Origin of the sequence: Kitasatospora sp. NPDC093679 (assembly GCF_040683455.1) — a bacterium.
Taxonomy (GTDB): domain Bacteria; phylum Actinomycetota; class Actinomycetes; order Streptomycetales; family Streptomycetaceae; genus Kitasatospora; species Kitasatospora arboriphila.
Genome location: NZ_JBFBDW010000039.1, coordinates 56,184 through 71,428, shown reverse-complemented (window position 1 = coordinate 71,428; position 15,245 = coordinate 56,184). Strand labels below are relative to the sequence as shown.

The following is a 15,245-nucleotide window of genomic DNA, read 5'->3' as shown; positions in this document are numbered from 1 at the left end:
CGACTGGCTCCACACCTACAATCACCACCGCGGACACACCGCACTCGCAGGCAAGCCACCCGCCAGCCGCGTCCCCAACCTCACGGGTCAGAACAGCTAGGACTTGTCCGGTCGATCACGTGCGGAGCCGGATGACGAGGACGGCTGTGGTGACGGTGCCGAGGTAGACGTATCCGCGTTCGTCGTATCGGGTTGGCCGCCCTCCGCGCGATCCCTCACGTGGCGAAGGCGTGGCGTCCGACCCCAGTACCTGCCGCAGTGGACTGTCCCTGTTCGTGGCGTGGCGGATGATCGCCGCGGATCCCATTACGGGGTCGCTGAGCTGACGGCCCTGCAGGTCGGGATGTGACGGCCCTCCGGTTGATGAGGATTCCTGAATGGACCCGGGTTCTTGTAGGGGTTCAGGGCTGTCCGGCCGGCCCGGACAGCCTCGTCCGGCGACCGCCCGGGGGTGGTGAGGAGGGCATCGGTCCGGGGCTCGAGTGGCTCATCGGCGCTTCTCGGTGAACATGGTGACCAGGCCGTGGGCCGTGTTGTCCTCGGAGTCGATCCGGTGGACCTCGACGCCTTCGAAGGTGGCGACCTCGGCGCTGCGGGGGAACATGGCCTGCTCGTACTCGGTGAGCGCGGCCTCGACGTCGTCGGGGTGTGCGGCGAGGGCCTTGCCGAGTTCGGCGCCGTCGAGCATGGCCAGGTTGGCGCCTTCGCCGTTCGGGGCCGCGAGGTGGGCGGCGTCGCCGACAAGGGTGACCCCCGGCACCCGGTCCCACCGGTGCCCGGCCGGCAGGGCGTAGTGGGGGCGCAGGACCGGCGTGGTGTCGCTGCCGGTGATCAGCGCGGTGAGTTCCGGTGCCCAGCCGTCGAACTCTGCCGCGATCCGCGCGGTGGCCGTGGCGGCATCGGTGAAGTCGATCGCGGCGAACCAGTCCTGCGGCTTGGACAGCGCCACGTAGGTGTGCAGGGTGTCGCCGCTCTCCCGATGGGCGAAGATCTCCCTGCCCGGCGTGGGCGCGATCATCGACCCGCCGCCGACCGCTTTCGCGGCGGAGGTGTGCCGGGTGCCGGCGTCGAACAGGTAGGTCTCGACGAACGAGGTGCCGACGTACTGCGGGGTGGCGGTGGAGAGCAGCGGCCGAACCCGTGACCACGCGCCGTCCGCGCCGACCAGCAGGCCCGTCACGACGGTGGTGCCGTCGGCGAAGGTCACCTCGTGGCGGCCGTTCCCGAGGGCGCGGGCGCCGCCGACCCTGTGCCCCCACCGAACGGTGCCGGCCGGGAGCGATTCGAGCAGGATGCCTCGCAGCTCGCCGCGCATCGCCTCGGGGCGCCCGCCCGTGCCGTCGTCGGTCTCTTCGAACAGGACGGTCCCGTCCCGGTCGAGGACCCGCATCGCCTGACGGCCCTCCAGGACGATGGCGCGGAACTCCTCCATCAGGCCGGCCGTTTCGAGGGCGAGCTGCCCGTTGTAGTCGTGGATGTCGAGCATCCCGCCCTGCGTGCGCTCCGTCGGGGAGGAATCGGCCTCGTAGACCGTGACCGGGATGCCGTGGAGGTGCAGGACGCGGGCCAGCGTGAGCCCGCCGAGTCCGGCGCCGATGATCGTGACCGGGGTGTGCATGGTGACTCCTTCGGTATCGGACCGCCCGGTGAGTTCCGGCCGGCCGTCTCTGGAAAGGTGCCGACCTCCGCTGACGAACCACCGGCATCCCACCGACAGCCCCCGGCAGCGCTCCGACACGGCACCGGCAGGGCACCGACACCGCAGATCAGCTGCCTGTCAGACGGACACGCCCTCCTGGACGTCGCTCACGCAAAAGCGCTGACCGGGGTGACGGTGGGCCGGCCGTCGGCAGGGGTGGCGAGCAGCACGCGGAGTTCGTCGGGCCGGTACGGGCGGGCCGCATTTACCGGGTCGCAGCCCTTCGCTGCCCGGGCACGGGGTGCGGATTCCGGCGGTGCCCGATGCGGCCGCGGTGGCCGGTGCAGTCCCGTTGTTCATCACCGTCCCTGCCGGCTCGGGAGCATCGTGAGGGCCCCCGAGCGCTGAGCCACCAGTTCGTCGTAGGTGCCGTCGCGCTCGGCCCACCGGTGCATCAGGACGCCCTTGACGAGGATCTCGCGCGGAGTGGGCTCGGTGCCCAGCAGGTTCATCACTTCGGTGGCGAAGTCGTCGAGCGGCAGGGCGTGCGGATTCACCTTCTCCTGTCCTGCCGTGGCGACGGCCGGAGGGACGAGTTCGACGACGTCGACGCCGGTGCCGTCGAGCTGCGCGCGCAGCGCCTCGGAGTAGGCGTGGACCGCGGCCTTCGAGGCGGCGTAGCTGGGCATGGGCGGGAACGGCAGGAAGGCGATGCCGGAGGTGACGGTGATGAAGGTGCCGGCGCCCCGCCGGACCAGGTGCGGTGTGAAGGCGTCGATGACCCGGATGGTGCCGAGCAGGTTGGTGTCGATCGTCGTTGCTGCCGCCTGGAAGTGCGCGGGCTCGCGCAGGTCCTCCAGGAGCATGACGCCCGACATCGTCACCACGGTGTCCAGCTCCGGGTATCGGGCCAGCACGGCGTCACGGGAGGATTCGACGGAGGCACCGTCGGTGACGTCGATGCCGATCGTGCCGAATCCCTCCTCGGCGAGTTCCGAGAGCGCCTGCGGGCTGCGCCCGCCGATGGCCACGGTGCTGCCCGCCGCAGCGAACCGGCGGGCCAGCTCCCGTCCGATTCCGGAGGTTCCGCCGACGATGAGCACGGTGCGGTTGGAGAGGTCCATGGATCTTCCCTTCGGTCAGGGGCGCCGCCGGCGTTCGGGCCGGCGGCGCAGACGGTGGTGCTGTCCGTCTCTTTCGAAGCAGCGCCGTTGCAGTCTTGACGGCATCCGACGGGTGTGGAACGGCCCCCGTCCTCCCTGGTCCTGCCAGGGCCCCCTCTGAGCTGCGCGCGCCGCACTACGGTGTCGGTATGAAGGACGAGGAATCCGGCAACCGGCTCGGCGGCTACCTACGTGCGCGGCGTGAGCTGGTCTCCCCGGCGCAGGCGGGAATCCCGCCCGGCGGGAACCGGCGTGTGCCGGGCCTGCGCCGCGAGGAGGTGGCCCTGCTCGCCGGAATCAGTCCCGACTACTACTTGCGGCTGGAACGGGGCCGTGACACGAACCCCTCGCCGCAGGTCCTCGAAGCCCTCGCGCGCGTGCTGCAGCTCGACGAGGTCGAGCGGACGTATCTGCTCGGCCTCTCGTCGGCACGCCCGAGAGCGCCGCGCCGTCGGCGGCCCGAGCACGTACCGGCACGGGTGCACGAGCTGCTCGGACACCTTCAGCTCCCGGCGTTCGTCGAGGGGCGCGCGTTCGACGTCCTGGCCTCCAACCCCATGGCGGTCGCCCTCTCCCCCCGTCTGCGGCCCGGCGAGAACCGGCTGCGTTCCCTCCTCCTGGACCCCGAGGAACAGGCCTTCCAGCAGGACTGGGCAAGCGCCACCGCCGACTTCGTGGCCGCCCTGCGCACCACCATCGGGGACGACACCGACAACCCCCGGTTCGTCGAGCTCGTCGGCGAACTCGCCCTGTCCAGTCAGCGGTTCCGCACCCTCTGGGCCCGCCACGACGTCCGCACCCTGGGCGGAGGCACGACGACGGTGAACCATCCCGTCGTCGGCGAACTCCGTCTCCACCGCGACAAACTCGCCATCGACGACGTCATCCTCGTCGTCTACTACCCCGACAGAGGCAGCGACAGCGACGAGAAACTGCGCCTCCTCGCCGCACTCGCGCACACCGAGCCCGCCGACACAGCGCGCGGCAGACCGGCGGACGACCGCCCGCTTCCCGAGACTCCCTGACTACCGAGGTTTTCGTTCTGCTGTCGGTGGTGACAGGGAGTGATTCCCGCAGTATGCCGGTGGTAGGGGTCTGTGCAGAGTGCGCAGCCACGCCGTCAACACAGAACCGGCCGTACCGATCGAACTCACCACACCTTCCTGCCGGCCCTGGGCGATGCCGTTCTCCGCCCGCTGTGCACCGCACCCAGCCCGTACGCGACTGCGGTTCGCAACCGTTGTTCGGCCCCGCATTCGAAGCCACGACCGGCTCCCGCCCACGTCGGTCCGACTGCCCTGGATCTTGCTTCCGTCCAGAGACACCGTAGCGGCCGTCCGCTTCTTACTGGCGAATGCACAAAGGCGGGCAGGCCGGGCAGCAGCGCATATGCGACGTCGGCCTGGGTCGCGCCGCGCTGCGGCGGGCAAGCGGCCCGGCCGGGCCGGCGCAGCATCGAGGCCGCTGGCGCACGGGGCGGTGCTAACCGGATGAACCACCCGGCCCAACAGGGCTTTGGCACACCGGCACCACCAGAATGCGGCAGTGCGGGCCGGGGCCGGTCAAGCCAGGGCCCGAGGGCAGGCAGGACGGCGGGGCGGCCGCCGGAGACCGTCGGTCTCACCTCGCCTAGGGTGACCACGGACAAGTCCGGGTTGGGGGAACATGGTGAAGCAGTGGCAGTGGTGGATGATCGGGCTCTGGGCGGCCCTGATGCTCTCCGGTGGTCTGACCGTCCTTCTTCTCGGCCAGAGCTCTGCTCCCGCCCCCGCGCAGGTGAAATGCCCCGTCGAACCCACCGGCTACACCCTGTGCGCCTTCGGCTCCCCCGGGCCCTGAACACCACCCCCTGCCACGCGAGGCCGGAGTCGGACGGGCCGGCCCGGCGCGGAGCAGGCCGCGCGGTCGGTGCCCGGATCGCGGAGCAGGACTCCGGCGAGATCGGCGCCCTCGGCCAACTCCTCTGCGACGCGGGCGCCCATGCGGCAGGCTGCCTCGACGACCCGCCGGGCGCCCTCGGCACCCTCGACACGCTCGACGCCCTCGGCCCGCCCGGCACGGACTGGGCCGGCGGCCGGGCCCGCCGTCTGGACGACCTCGGCGAGCTCGACCCCGTCCTGTGCGAACTCTGCTTCCTGCTGCACGAGGTGGCCGAGGCGCTCGTTCGTCGCGATCCCCGTATCGACAAGGGTGCGCCCGGCCCGGCCGCCAGCCGGTGTTCCGGCGGTCCGATCCGGACGAACACGCCGCCGACATGTACGCCGATGCCCACCCCGGGCGTTGGCTCGGGTGCTCGCCCATGACCGGGATCGAGGCCGCCTGGCATGACACGCCGGAGTGCGGGACGGCGGCTGTTGCCCGACGGTGACACGGCACACATGGCGCTCACACACAGCGCAAGCAGGCTGCGCGGACAACAACGGTAAGGAGGGACAGGCATGGCACGGCTACTGCTCGTCGAAGACGACGACGGGCTCCGGGCAGCACTGGTGCTGGCACTGGGCGGCCTCGGCCACGAGGTCCTCGGTTCACCGGATGGCGACGATGCGCTTCGCGTCCTCGCCGCCGGGGCACGGCAGGTCGACTGCGTCGTACTGGACGTGATGCTGCCCGGTTCGGACGGGTTCGAGGTCTGCCGCCGGATCAGGCGTGCCGGGACGCTGCCGATCATCATGCTCACCGCTCGTTCGGAGCCCATCGACGTGGTGGTGGGGCTGGAGTGCGGCGCGGACGACTACGTCGCCAAACCGGTGGAGCCGCGGGTACTCGACGCCCGGATCAAGGCGGTCCTCCGGCGGGTCACCCCGGCGATCGGGGCGCCGGCCGTCGACCCGGCATCCGGCAGCACGGAGGTCCTGGAACTGGGCGCGGTGCGGATCGACACCCGGGCGATGATCGTCACCCGGCACGGCGACCGGCTCGAACTGACCCCCACCGAGCTGCGCCTGCTCCTGGAGTTCGCGCTCCACCCCGGGCAGGTGCTGACCCGGCAGGTGTTGCTGGACCGGGTCTGGGACTACGGCTACCTCGGGGACTCCCGCATTGTGGACGCCTGCGTCTGGCGGCTCCGGGCGAAGACCGAGGACGACCCGGCCCGACCGGTCCTGATCACCACCGTCCGCGGGGTCGGTTACCGCCTGGACCTCCCGTGAGGCGGCCACTCGGGCTGCGGGGCCGGATCGCCGTCACCCTGGTCCTCGCGCTGTCGCTGCCGTCGCTGGTGCTCTCGGTCCTGGGCTACCTGGTGCTGCGGGACCGCGCGGAGGAGAGCTTCCGGTCGCAGGCGCTGTCGAGCGCACTGTCGGACTTCACCTCCGCGGCGAACTCCGTCCGGCAGGGGATCCGGCCCACCGCCCTGCTGAGCGCCAACGAGGCGCTCGCCGTACGGAAGTTCAACCCCTACCTGGTGTATTCGATGAAGCCGGACGGCGCCGGCGGCTTCACCGCTCCGGGCCCGAACCCGCCGTACGACGAATCCGGGGCCTGGCCGGGGCCGCTGGCCACCTCCGTGGGCACGTTCGTCATGCCGGTCGCCCCGGAGGCGCTTCCCGGACTGCTCGGGCGCTTCCTGGACAGCGGTGACAACATCGCCCTGCTCGACGAACACCGCCTCGCGGCTGTTCCGGCCCCCGGCCGGCCGGGGCTGCTGATCGGCGCCGTAGTGGGGCGGCAGGGTCCGGCCGACCGCTACCCGGGGGCCCCGCTCGTGGCCGTGGAGTTCCACCCCTTCGCGCCGGTCGCAGCCGAGGCGGGCTTCTACCTGGTCGGCCTCCTCGTGGTGTCGACGGTCACGGTGGCCGTCGGTGCGGCTCTCGCCTGGCTGGTCGCAGGACGGGTCCAGCGGCCGGTGCGGGCAGCCGGTGCCGCCGCCCACGCGTTCGGGGAGGGCGATCTGACGGTCCGGCTGCCGGTCGACGGCCGTGACGAACTGGCGGATCTGAGCGTGTCGTTCAACCGGATGGCCGATCGCCTGGCAGAAACGATCAACCACCTCACCCGGTACGAGGAACGGCAGCGCCGGTTCGTCGCGGATGTCAGCCACGAGCTGCGCACTCCCACCGCCTCCTTGCTCGCGGCGGCGGCCGCGCTGGAGAATCCCTCCACCCGCGACGATGCGGCCGCCCTGATCACCCCTCAGCTGCGCCGCCTGGCGACCCTGACCGAAGACCTGCTGGAGATCTCCCGCCTGGACTCCTCCGAGGCCGTCGTCGTACTGGAGCCGGTGGACCTCGCCGCACTGGTGGCGGACGTCGTCGCGCACAGCGATGCGCCCACCGCTTGTCGTGTCCTGGCGGACGGAGACACCACGGCGAAGATCGACCCGCGCCGGATCCACGGCGTGATCGCCAACCTGGTCTCCAACGCCCTCCGACACGGCGCCGAACCGGTCGAGGTGAGCGTCCGTGCGGCCGGGCCCGACGTCGTGGTCCGGGTCGCCGACGCCGGCCCCGGCGTGCCGGAGGAGCTACTCGACCGGGTCTTCGACCGGTTCGTCCGCGGGGATCCCGCCCGGGGGGCCGGACGCGGTTCTGCGCCGGGGAACGGCCTCGGGCTGGCGATCGCCCGGGAGAACGCGCGCCTGCACCGCGGAACCCTCACCGTCGCCGCCGGGCCGGGTGCCGTGTTCACCCTGACCGTGCCGAGACAGCCACTGGCGGCGGACGAGGACGGACCGGCCGTGACGTGACCGTAGCGATCGGCGATCGCCCCCACATCCAGCCGTGACGGTGTGAACACGCCGCACCGGCAGCGTGCCCGGGGTGCACGGCGATCCCGAAAGCGGGGCGCGGCGGGCGCAGCACTCGGACGGCGCGCTGGAGGAGGTTCTTTCACGGAAGGACGCTCCTTGGATACGGTCCGCCGTTCTCACCGGGTTTCTCACCCGTTCCAGCTACCCCGAGGGGAGGCTGCGCGCCGACAATCGGTCCGGTTCGGATTGCCGAGAACTCTCGGCTGGGGTGCGCTGGAGGTTGCCGCGCCCGCACCGGGTGCGAGGTCGGGAAAGGGTGCGCCGTGGCCGAGAAGAAGATCATCACTGTGTTCGGGGCGACCGGGCAGCAGGGTGGCGGGTTCGCCCGGGCCGTCCTCGCGGACGAGGGCGGCGACTTCGCCGTCCGGGCTGTCACGCGCCACACCGACTCCGACCGCGCACGGGAACTGCATCGGCTCGGCGTCCAGGTGGTCCGGGCCGACATGGACGATCCCGCCACGCTGGGGGCGGCGTTCGACGGCGCGTACGGCGCCTACCTGGTGACCAACTTCTGGGAGCACCTGTCGGCCGAACGGGAGAAGGCCCAGGCCCGGGCCCTGGCGGACGCCGCTGGCCACGCCGGGATCCAGCACGCCGTCTGGTCCACCTTGGAGGACACCCGTGAGTGCCTCTCCCTCGACGACCCGCGCACACCGGTCCTGCAGGACTCCTACACGGTGCCGCACTTCGACGCGAAGGCCGAGGCCGACCACTACTTCACGGACGCCGGCGTGCCCACCACCTTCCTGCGCTCCACGTTCTACTGGGAGAACCTGTACGGGGCCTTCAGCCCGCAGCGCGGCGAGGACGGCGCCCTCCAGCTCGTCTTCCCCATGGGCAGCAGCCGGCTCTCGGGCATCGCCGTCGACGACATCGGCAAAACGGCGCTGGCCGTCCTCAAGCGCGGCACCGACCTCATCGGCGCGACCGTCAGCATCGCCGGTGAGCACCTGCCACTGGCCGACATGGCTGCCGCTCTCACCGAGGCCGTCGGCGTCCCCGTGCAGTACCTGCCGCTGACCCCGGACGCCTTTCGCGCGCTCGGCTTCCCCGGTGCCGACGAAGTCGGGAACATGTTCCAGTACTACGCGGAATGCGAGGAACGCTTCATCGCCGCCCGCGACCTCGACGCGGTCCGCGAACTCAATCCCGAACTGCAGTCCTTCGCCACCTGGCTCACCGCCCACACCGACCGGCTGCGCGCAGCCTGGACCTGACAGGCCGCCCGCCGGCACCCATGCGGCCTGTTCACCACGGGGGAAGACGGTCGAGCCGGGCACCGGCCGGGGGCAGGGCGGGCAGGCGTGGTGCCGCGCGGGCAGCACAGTCCCGCGTACGGCCTCGGTGGCGGCAGTGGACGGTTCCGCCCGGTGGTGCGGGAGCGCCGCGTTCAGGCGTCGCCGGAGAACGTCAGCCCGCCGTCGGCCAGGGGGCGGCGCGCGGGTTCGGGGGCCGGTTGCTCGGTGCTGGGCGGCGGCAGGAACAGGTCCCGGTCCACGGGCAGCAGCGGGCGCCGCTCGGCCGGGTCCGGCCGGTCGGTGGCGGGGGCGGAGAACTCCGGCAGTCCCAGAGGACGGCGATCACCATTCATGAGCGCCAGTATGACCGCCCGTCAGCACGCCAAACGGCGCAGCCCTACCCTCGCGCATCCGGCCGGGACCGTCCGCCGCCCGCATCGGACCCATGAGACCTGCGGTTCTCCTGGTCGACGACGGCGGCCCGGAACCCCCGGGTGGTCACGAACACCGATCCGTGTACCGCCCGCTGCCCGCCGTCGGCCCGACCCCGGAGCCACGCCTCGGCCCCGGCCCGCCGCAGAGGCGCTCGACCGGCCGCGAGACAGCCCGGCCAGAGCCGAAATTCGCAACCGGATACGCGTCCGCGGCGGGACTCGACACGCAGGGGTTCCCGTGCGCGCACGGGGGAGGCACGGTGCCTTCCAGGGGGTCAGAAGGGCGGGGATCCGGCGCCGTCCACGAGCAGGAACGGGCCGTCCATGTCGGCCACCGTCACCGCGGCGAACCGGCCCTGGACGAGGACGAGGGCATGGCGCTCGTCGGAGGCGAACCAGGCGCTGGCGGCGTCGTCCTCGCTGTGCAGGCGGAGCTTGCCCTCCCACCGGCCCAGACCTTGCGGCCCGCGGGCCGGCGCTATGGCCTGTACTGGGGCGGGGGCCGGGTCTGTCCACCAGACCAGTGAGGCCCGGCACCGGTACTGTGCTCCGCCGATGTGCAGGACGGCTTCGCCGTCGTAGAAGCGCTCGCTCACGCACTCCAGCCTGAAGCCGGCCGGAAGAACCTGCACAGCCGTCGACCCGGCTGCGGCGCCCCGAGGGCTCTCCCGGCGGCCTTCGGCCAGGGGCCACCGGGTGTCGTCGGCGGCCCTGCGGAACCCTCTTTCGACGCCGACCCCCACTGCCGCCGTCCGGTGACCGCACCCGCGAGCACCAGCCGCCCGAGGCCGGACCGGCCCGCGCTCCGCGGCACGGCCCTACCGCGGGCGCAGCAGGACGGTGGACGACTTTCGCTGCACCCCGGGTGGAGCGGGGTGGAGGACCTGGGCGAGACTCTCGCTGTGCTCGCCGTCACCACGGCCCGCTCGCCCACAAGCGCCCCCGACCACGCTCACCTGGAGCCCGGATGTCCGAAACCCCTATGATCACCATCCGTGACCTCGCCGCGGCCGACGAGAAGGACTGGCGCCGACTGTGGGCCGGGTACCTCGACTTCTACGATTCCACCGTGCCCGCAGCGGTCACCGACACCACCTGGCGACGGCTCCTCGATCCGCACCAGCCAATACTGGGCCGCGTCGCCGAGCACGACGGCACGGTCATCGGCATCACCAACAGCGTGCTCCACCACAGCACGTGGCTCACCGGCCAGGTCTGCTACCTGGAGGACCTCTTCGTGGACCCCGCCCACCGCGGGCTCGGGGCGGGCCGCCTGCTCCTCCAGGATCTCTTCGACCTCGCCACCGCCCGCGGTTGGGCCCGCCTGCACTGGCTCACCGCGCACGACAACCCCGCCCGCCGCCTCTACGACACCTTCGTCCCGGCCGACCGCTTCGTCCACTACGAGCGGGACCTGCCCTCCGACGACGGCACCGGACCGGCCCCGACCGACCGGCCATAGCCCCCCGCCGGCTCGCCGCCGCCCGCCCGCGAGGCGCGCCGGGCCGAGGACGAGGCCCTGGTCGCCGAGATCATGGAGGTCCACGCCGAGCACCGCGAAGCCTACGGCGCCCGCCGTATCCATGCCGAACTGCGGGCCGGCGGCCGGAAGGTCAACCGCAAGCGGGTCGCCCGGCTGATACGCGAGCGCCACATCGTCGGAAGGCACCTGCGGCGACGCAAGCGCACCACGATCCCGGACCGGACCGCGCCGCCGGTCCCGGACCTGATCGAGCGGGCCTTCACCGCAGGCTGGCTCGACGAACGCTGGTGCGGCGACACCACGTATCTGCAGGTCGGAAGCACACGGCTGTTCCTGGCCCGCATGATCGACATCCGCTCGCGCCGGGTGGTGGGCTGGTCGATGGCCACCCACATGCGCGCCGGACTCGTCATCGATGCGCTCCAAGCCGCTGTCGCGGCCCGGGGCGGCAACGTGACCGGCGTGGTGTTCCATGCGGACCGCGGATCGCAATACACCTCTGCCGCGTTCGCCCGTGTCTGCGACCACCACGGCGTTCGACGCTCCATGGGCCGGGTCGGCTCGAGCTACGACAATGCCCTGGCCGAGAGCCTGCGGCAGGGCCTCGAACGCGAAGCCGGAAGGCAGTTCCCGACCATGGCCCAGGCCAGGATCGAGGTGTTCCGCTGGCTCACCTACTACAACGCCCGCCGACGCCACAGCTCGATCGGCTACCTCACCCCCACTGGAGCTCGAACGCCAGCACCACGGCCTGGCTGAACTTTCCCTCGCGGCATGGAACCCCTGTGTCCACCCTCCGGTGGTCACCTCATCTTCCGCGTGCCCCCGCTTGGAACGGCCGTGCCGGTGGAATCCGCGATTTTCAAGGAGGGGTGTCCATGTCGCTGGGGGAGCCGGTGGGACGCGAGCTTTCAAGGCTGGGGCGGGCGGTCAGCCAGCGCGGTGCGGTGGCGGCCAGGACCAGTGCGAGGGCGCAGGCGGTGGCCAGCCAGGCTGCGCCGACGCCGGTGAGGCCGTAGCGGGGCATCAGCATCAGCGTCAGGACCAGCAGCAGGGCGGCGAAGGTGAGCTGCAGACCGGTCAGGAAGGCGAGGGCCTGGCGGACGCGGGCGACGTGGACGGCGACGCCGAACAGCACGTTCGGCACCGCGGAGAGGGCCATCAGGCGCAGCACGGTGGTGCCGTGGGTGGCGTAGTCGGGGCCGAAGAGGTCGAGGATCCACGGGGCCGCGGCCACCGCCACGATGGTTGCGGGGGTGATCAGGAGGGCGGTGTGGCGCAGCGTGTGGCGGGCGTGTTCGGCGAGGCGGTGGGGTTCGGCGGCGCCTTCGACGGTGAGGGACTGTCCCATGGCGTAGGCGGCCTGGTAGAGGGTGTCGGTGATCAGGTATGCGAGGGAGTAGTAGGCGGTCTCGTCGGCGCCGAGTTGGGCGAGGAGGAGGAGCGGCAGGGATTTGGAGACCGCGGTCTGGCCGAGTTGGCCGACGTAGTCGGCGGCGGCGTAGCGGGCCATCCGGCCGGGCCGTGTAGAAGCGGCCCGAGCACCGCTGCCGGGAGCGGGGTGGGCGGTGGGCAGGGCGCGGGCGAAGAGCACCGTGTTCGCCACTGTCACTGCGAGCACCAGGCCAGCCGCCCAGGACAGCATGATGCCCGTGCCGAGGGCCAGGATCGCGCACAGGGCGAGGGCGACAGCCTTGGCGATGGCGAAGATCAGGTTCTCGCCCAGCACCCAGCCCGGCTGGCGCAGACCCGTCAGTGCGCCGTCCTGCAGCACGAAGACGGTGTAGGCGGAGGTCGCGGCGATGAACAGGATCGCCGACCACGGCTCGCGCAGCTCGATCAGGCCCGGCGCGAGGGTCGGGGCGAGCAGCACAAAACCGGTCGCCACTGCGGCGCCGACCGCGGTGGAGATCGTGTAGCAGCGGACCACCAGGTACCGGCTGCGTGAGCCTGCGGTCGGCAGGAAGCGCACCAGCACATCGCCCAGGTTGAGCGAGCCGAGGGTGGCCAGCAGCATCGCAGCCGACAGCAGCGCATAGCTGCGCCCGACCACCTCCGTGTTGAACCAGCGGGCCGCGAGCAGCCAGAACAGGGCACCCAGGCCGGCCGCCAGCACCGCGCTGGCGGCCAGGATCCGCCCGTTGCGCACCAGCGCCGTACCGCCGACTTGGCCGCTGGTGCCGTTTTGCAGGCGCTCCCGCAGCTGGATGAGCGGCGCACCGAACCTGTCTCTCATGCCCGCTGCGTGCCCTTCTTCTGTGAACGGACCGGACTGACCCGACTGGGGCGGCCCTTACCGCCGTCTTTGACGGGGCGGGCGACCGCTGCGGCCGCGAAGGCGGTGGCTCACCGGATGAGCCTGCACAGGTCCGCGCGGCCTGTAGAAACACCGCGGTCCGGCCGCGCAGGGAGCCGCCGGACCGAGTGCCCGAGGAAGCGAATCCGGCTCAACCGGTTTCCCGCCCGACCCTAGGGTGACTGGAGCGAGGGCGGTGGGAGGCGCGCACGCGGCCCGGCCTGGGGAATCGAGAGTAGGCACAGCCGTTGAAATACCCATCACCGCTCAAGCCATGGGACGGACTTGCTCGCTCCACCTCCCCGCCCATGGGCGGCAGCCACGACCGGCCACCGGCCGGGCGCAGCAGAGAGCCAGCGCAGCACCGGCCGGGACCACCAATGCGCGCCCACCCCGTTCCCCACCACCCGATCCATCCACACCCGACCCACACGGACCTGTTCCCGGACTAGGCCTTTCGAGAGGGCGCGCGCGTATCGAGGACGTCGGTGTCAAGCGTGCCGGGGCCGGGCGGAAGGTCGGCGGCGGCGAGCTCGGGCCGGGACAGGGCGGGTCCCATGAAGTGACCGTCGTCCTGGGCGAGGAGTTCGGCGGTGGTGAACGGGCAGCCCCTCGTAGCCGGCGACCAGGACGGGGCGGGGTCTGCGGTGTCGGTCCCGCAGGCCACCATCACGGCCTACATGCCCGGGGGCGGTCCCCCGGGTACGGGAGCAGCGACAGCAGCAGGTGTCTTCTCATCGGAGGGCAACGGATGAGAGATCAGACCTTACGCAGTCATGCTCGTCGAAATCGGCCGGCACCGGAACCCCGGGGACTCGTCCAAGACGCTTCTTCCCGGGATGTCCGGGGCGGCCGCAACGCTCCCGATCACCGGCCAACATCTGCCTTCCACACGGGAGTTCACCTCGCACGTTCCCCTGGCAGGCGACCCACCCAACGGCCTGGACTGCCGGAATTCCAGCGAGCGCTTGCCGGGGAAATCGGCGATCGAGTTATCAACGCCGCTCGCCGGTCGGCCAGTTGTCCCCCAGCCGGGCATGGCGTCACTCAATCTGCTTGCCTTGTAGGTAATCCAAGGAATCTCCTCCCCCGCCCGGGGCAACTTTTTCACCCGAGGCGGTGAAACACCGAAGACATCGAATCGGAAAGGCCTGTGAGCACCGCACGATGAAGGTCCAGATGCCCCAACGCCCAGGGGATCGTGGAACCCGGTCCACGGCTATGTCCCCGTCCGCCCCGGCCAGGAGGTCAGGATCAAAACGATCGCGATCGGCGTCGACGGGAACGCCCCACCACCGCTCCCACCGTCGCCGCCGCGACCGCCACCGCGCCCACCGGCCGGCACCGGCGCCCAGCCGGGGAGGTCCGGAGATCCGCGACGGATTCGACCCGCACCGGACCGGCGCCGCGCCGGGGACGTCCGGGACCCTCAAGGCCGCCGCCCCTCCCCCGCGCGCCAGGACGCGCCCGTTCACCGGGCCCTGGGCCGCCGGCACCGTCGCGGCCGGGAATCGCATGCGGCATCAAGGGGGCGAACGACGTCACGGCGTCGGCCTCCTTCTCATGGTGCCGCCCTGGGGCGGGTGCCGGCCCCGGGAGGGCCGCCGACGGCCGTCCCACAGCACCACACGCGCCGTTCCGTCGTGCCGCACGGGACGGCGTCCGGCCACAACCCGGAGAGTCCGGGCGCCAGTTCGACGGAGTCGAGGACGACTGATGAGTGGAGACAGCGTGAGTCCGCTTCCCGAGACGGAGCACGCGGAGACGACCGGGATGACCCGCCGCAGCTGGTACGTCTCGAACGAGGCCAGTGCCGCGTTCGCCGCCGCGGTCGACCGCATCTACTGGCAGACCCGCGAGCCGAAACACCGCATCGTCTCCGAGCTGCTCCAACTCGCCGTGATCCACAGCGACGAGATCGCCGCGGAGCTCGGCCCCGCACCGCACCTGTCCTGAAGGACGCCCCCTGCCCCACGGCGGGGTACGGAGCGCTTCCACGCCCGGTACGCACCACGGCTCGACAGGCCGGATTCTCCCGGGTGGGCGGCGGACCATCCGACGGCGGCCGGCGGCTGGCGGCCCCCCAGCTGCCGCGACCCGGCTGAGCACACCGGTCGGGGAATGACGCCCGGCGATTCGTTCCCGAAACCATCGGCGCCGAAAACAATATCCATGACCAGCGGTCTGCTGGATTCCACGGGAATGGCATCCGTTCAAGCCGGCGCGCCTGAAACATGATCAC

13 protein-coding genes and 2 pseudogenes are annotated in these 15,245 nt (G+C 71.7%); 10 read left to right on the top strand and 5 right to left on the bottom strand.

Annotated elements, in window-relative coordinates; all coding sequences use genetic code 11:
• Positions 1-100 (top strand): annotated as a pseudogene (locus AB0O09_RS27200) (IS481 family transposase); the annotation flags it as partial.
• Between the two features lie 387 nt (positions 101-487).
• Here AB0O09_RS27200 and AB0O09_RS27195 read toward each other — a convergent pair.
• Positions 488-1,618 carry an NAD(P)/FAD-dependent oxidoreductase gene (locus AB0O09_RS27195; RefSeq protein ID WP_363545592.1) on the bottom strand — a complete coding sequence of 377 codons (1,131 nt, stop codon included), beginning with the start codon at positions 1,616-1,618 and terminating at the stop codon, positions 488-490.
• 380 nt (positions 1,619-1,998) lie between these two features.
• On the bottom strand, positions 1,999-2,763 hold the full coding sequence (locus AB0O09_RS27190; RefSeq protein ID WP_363545589.1) for an SDR family NAD(P)-dependent oxidoreductase: 765 nt from the start codon (positions 2,761-2,763) through the stop codon (positions 1,999-2,001).
• Positions 2,764-2,951: 188 nt separating this feature from the next.
• On the opposite strand from AB0O09_RS27190, the gene AB0O09_RS27185 reads away from it, so the two are divergent.
• From AB0O09_RS27185 to AB0O09_RS27160, 6 genes are all read left to right on the top strand, one after another.
• Positions 2,952-3,827, top strand: a complete 876-nt coding sequence (locus AB0O09_RS27185) for a helix-turn-helix transcriptional regulator (RefSeq protein WP_363545586.1) — start codon at positions 2,952-2,954, stop codon at positions 3,825-3,827.
• Positions 3,828-4,467: 640 nt separating this feature from the next.
• Positions 4,468-4,641: a hypothetical protein gene (locus AB0O09_RS27180; RefSeq protein ID WP_363545584.1), complete on the top strand. Its 174-nt coding sequence runs from the start codon at positions 4,468-4,470 to the stop codon at positions 4,639-4,641.
• Entirely contained in the window at positions 4,614-5,105 is a 492-nt protein-coding gene (locus AB0O09_RS27175) for a DUF6099 family protein (protein ID WP_363545581.1), read from the top strand. The genes AB0O09_RS27180 and AB0O09_RS27175 overlap by 28 nt, the downstream gene beginning before the upstream one ends.
• A 135-nt stretch (positions 5,106-5,240) precedes the next feature.
• Positions 5,241-5,954 (top strand): response regulator transcription factor, encoded by a 714-nt coding sequence (locus tag AB0O09_RS27170; RefSeq protein ID WP_363545579.1) that lies wholly within the window; start codon positions 5,241-5,243, stop codon positions 5,952-5,954.
• The gene (locus tag AB0O09_RS27165; protein ID WP_363545576.1) at positions 5,951-7,489 is read left to right on the top strand and encodes a HAMP domain-containing sensor histidine kinase; all 1,539 of its coding nucleotides are present in this window, start codon (positions 5,951-5,953) and stop codon (positions 7,487-7,489) included. The genes AB0O09_RS27170 and AB0O09_RS27165 overlap by 4 nt, the downstream gene beginning before the upstream one ends.
• 326 nt (positions 7,490-7,815) lie before the next feature.
• Positions 7,816-8,769, top strand: coding sequence for an NmrA/HSCARG family protein (locus AB0O09_RS27160; RefSeq protein WP_363545573.1), 954 nt, complete (start codon positions 7,816-7,818; stop codon positions 8,767-8,769).
• Between the two features lie 173 nt (positions 8,770-8,942).
• Here AB0O09_RS27160 and AB0O09_RS27155 read toward each other — a convergent pair whose 3' ends face one another.
• Positions 8,943-9,143, bottom strand: a complete 201-nt coding sequence (locus AB0O09_RS27155) for a hypothetical protein (protein ID WP_363545572.1) — start codon at positions 9,141-9,143, stop codon at positions 8,943-8,945.
• 356 nt (positions 9,144-9,499) lie between these two features.
• Positions 9,500-9,820, bottom strand: a complete 321-nt coding sequence (locus tag AB0O09_RS27150) for a hypothetical protein (RefSeq protein ID WP_363545569.1) — start codon at positions 9,818-9,820, stop codon at positions 9,500-9,502.
• Between the two features lie 371 nt (positions 9,821-10,191).
• Here AB0O09_RS27150 and AB0O09_RS27145 point away from each other — a divergent pair, with 371 nt between their 5' ends.
• Both AB0O09_RS27145 and AB0O09_RS27140 read left to right on the top strand, forming a co-directional pair.
• Positions 10,192-10,686: a GNAT family N-acetyltransferase gene (locus AB0O09_RS27145; protein WP_363545566.1), complete on the top strand. Its 495-nt coding sequence runs from the start codon at positions 10,192-10,194 to the stop codon at positions 10,684-10,686.
• 21 nt (positions 10,687-10,707) lie between these two features.
• A pseudogene (locus AB0O09_RS27140) lies at positions 10,708-11,482 on the top strand (IS3 family transposase); the annotation flags it as partial.
• 87 nt (positions 11,483-11,569) lie between these two features.
• On the opposite strand, the gene AB0O09_RS27135 reads toward AB0O09_RS27140, so the two are convergent.
• Positions 11,570-12,943: a hypothetical protein gene (locus AB0O09_RS27135; protein ID WP_363545563.1), complete on the bottom strand. Its 1,374-nt coding sequence runs from the start codon at positions 12,941-12,943 to the stop codon at positions 11,570-11,572.
• A gap of 1,791 nt (positions 12,944-14,734) precedes the next feature.
• Between AB0O09_RS27135 and AB0O09_RS27130 the strand changes: the two genes are divergently transcribed.
• Positions 14,735-14,959 carry a hypothetical protein gene (locus AB0O09_RS27130; RefSeq protein ID WP_363545562.1) on the top strand — a complete coding sequence of 75 codons (225 nt, stop codon included), beginning with the start codon at positions 14,735-14,737 and terminating at the stop codon, positions 14,957-14,959.
• The last annotated feature ends 286 nt before the right edge of the window (positions 14,960-15,245 follow it).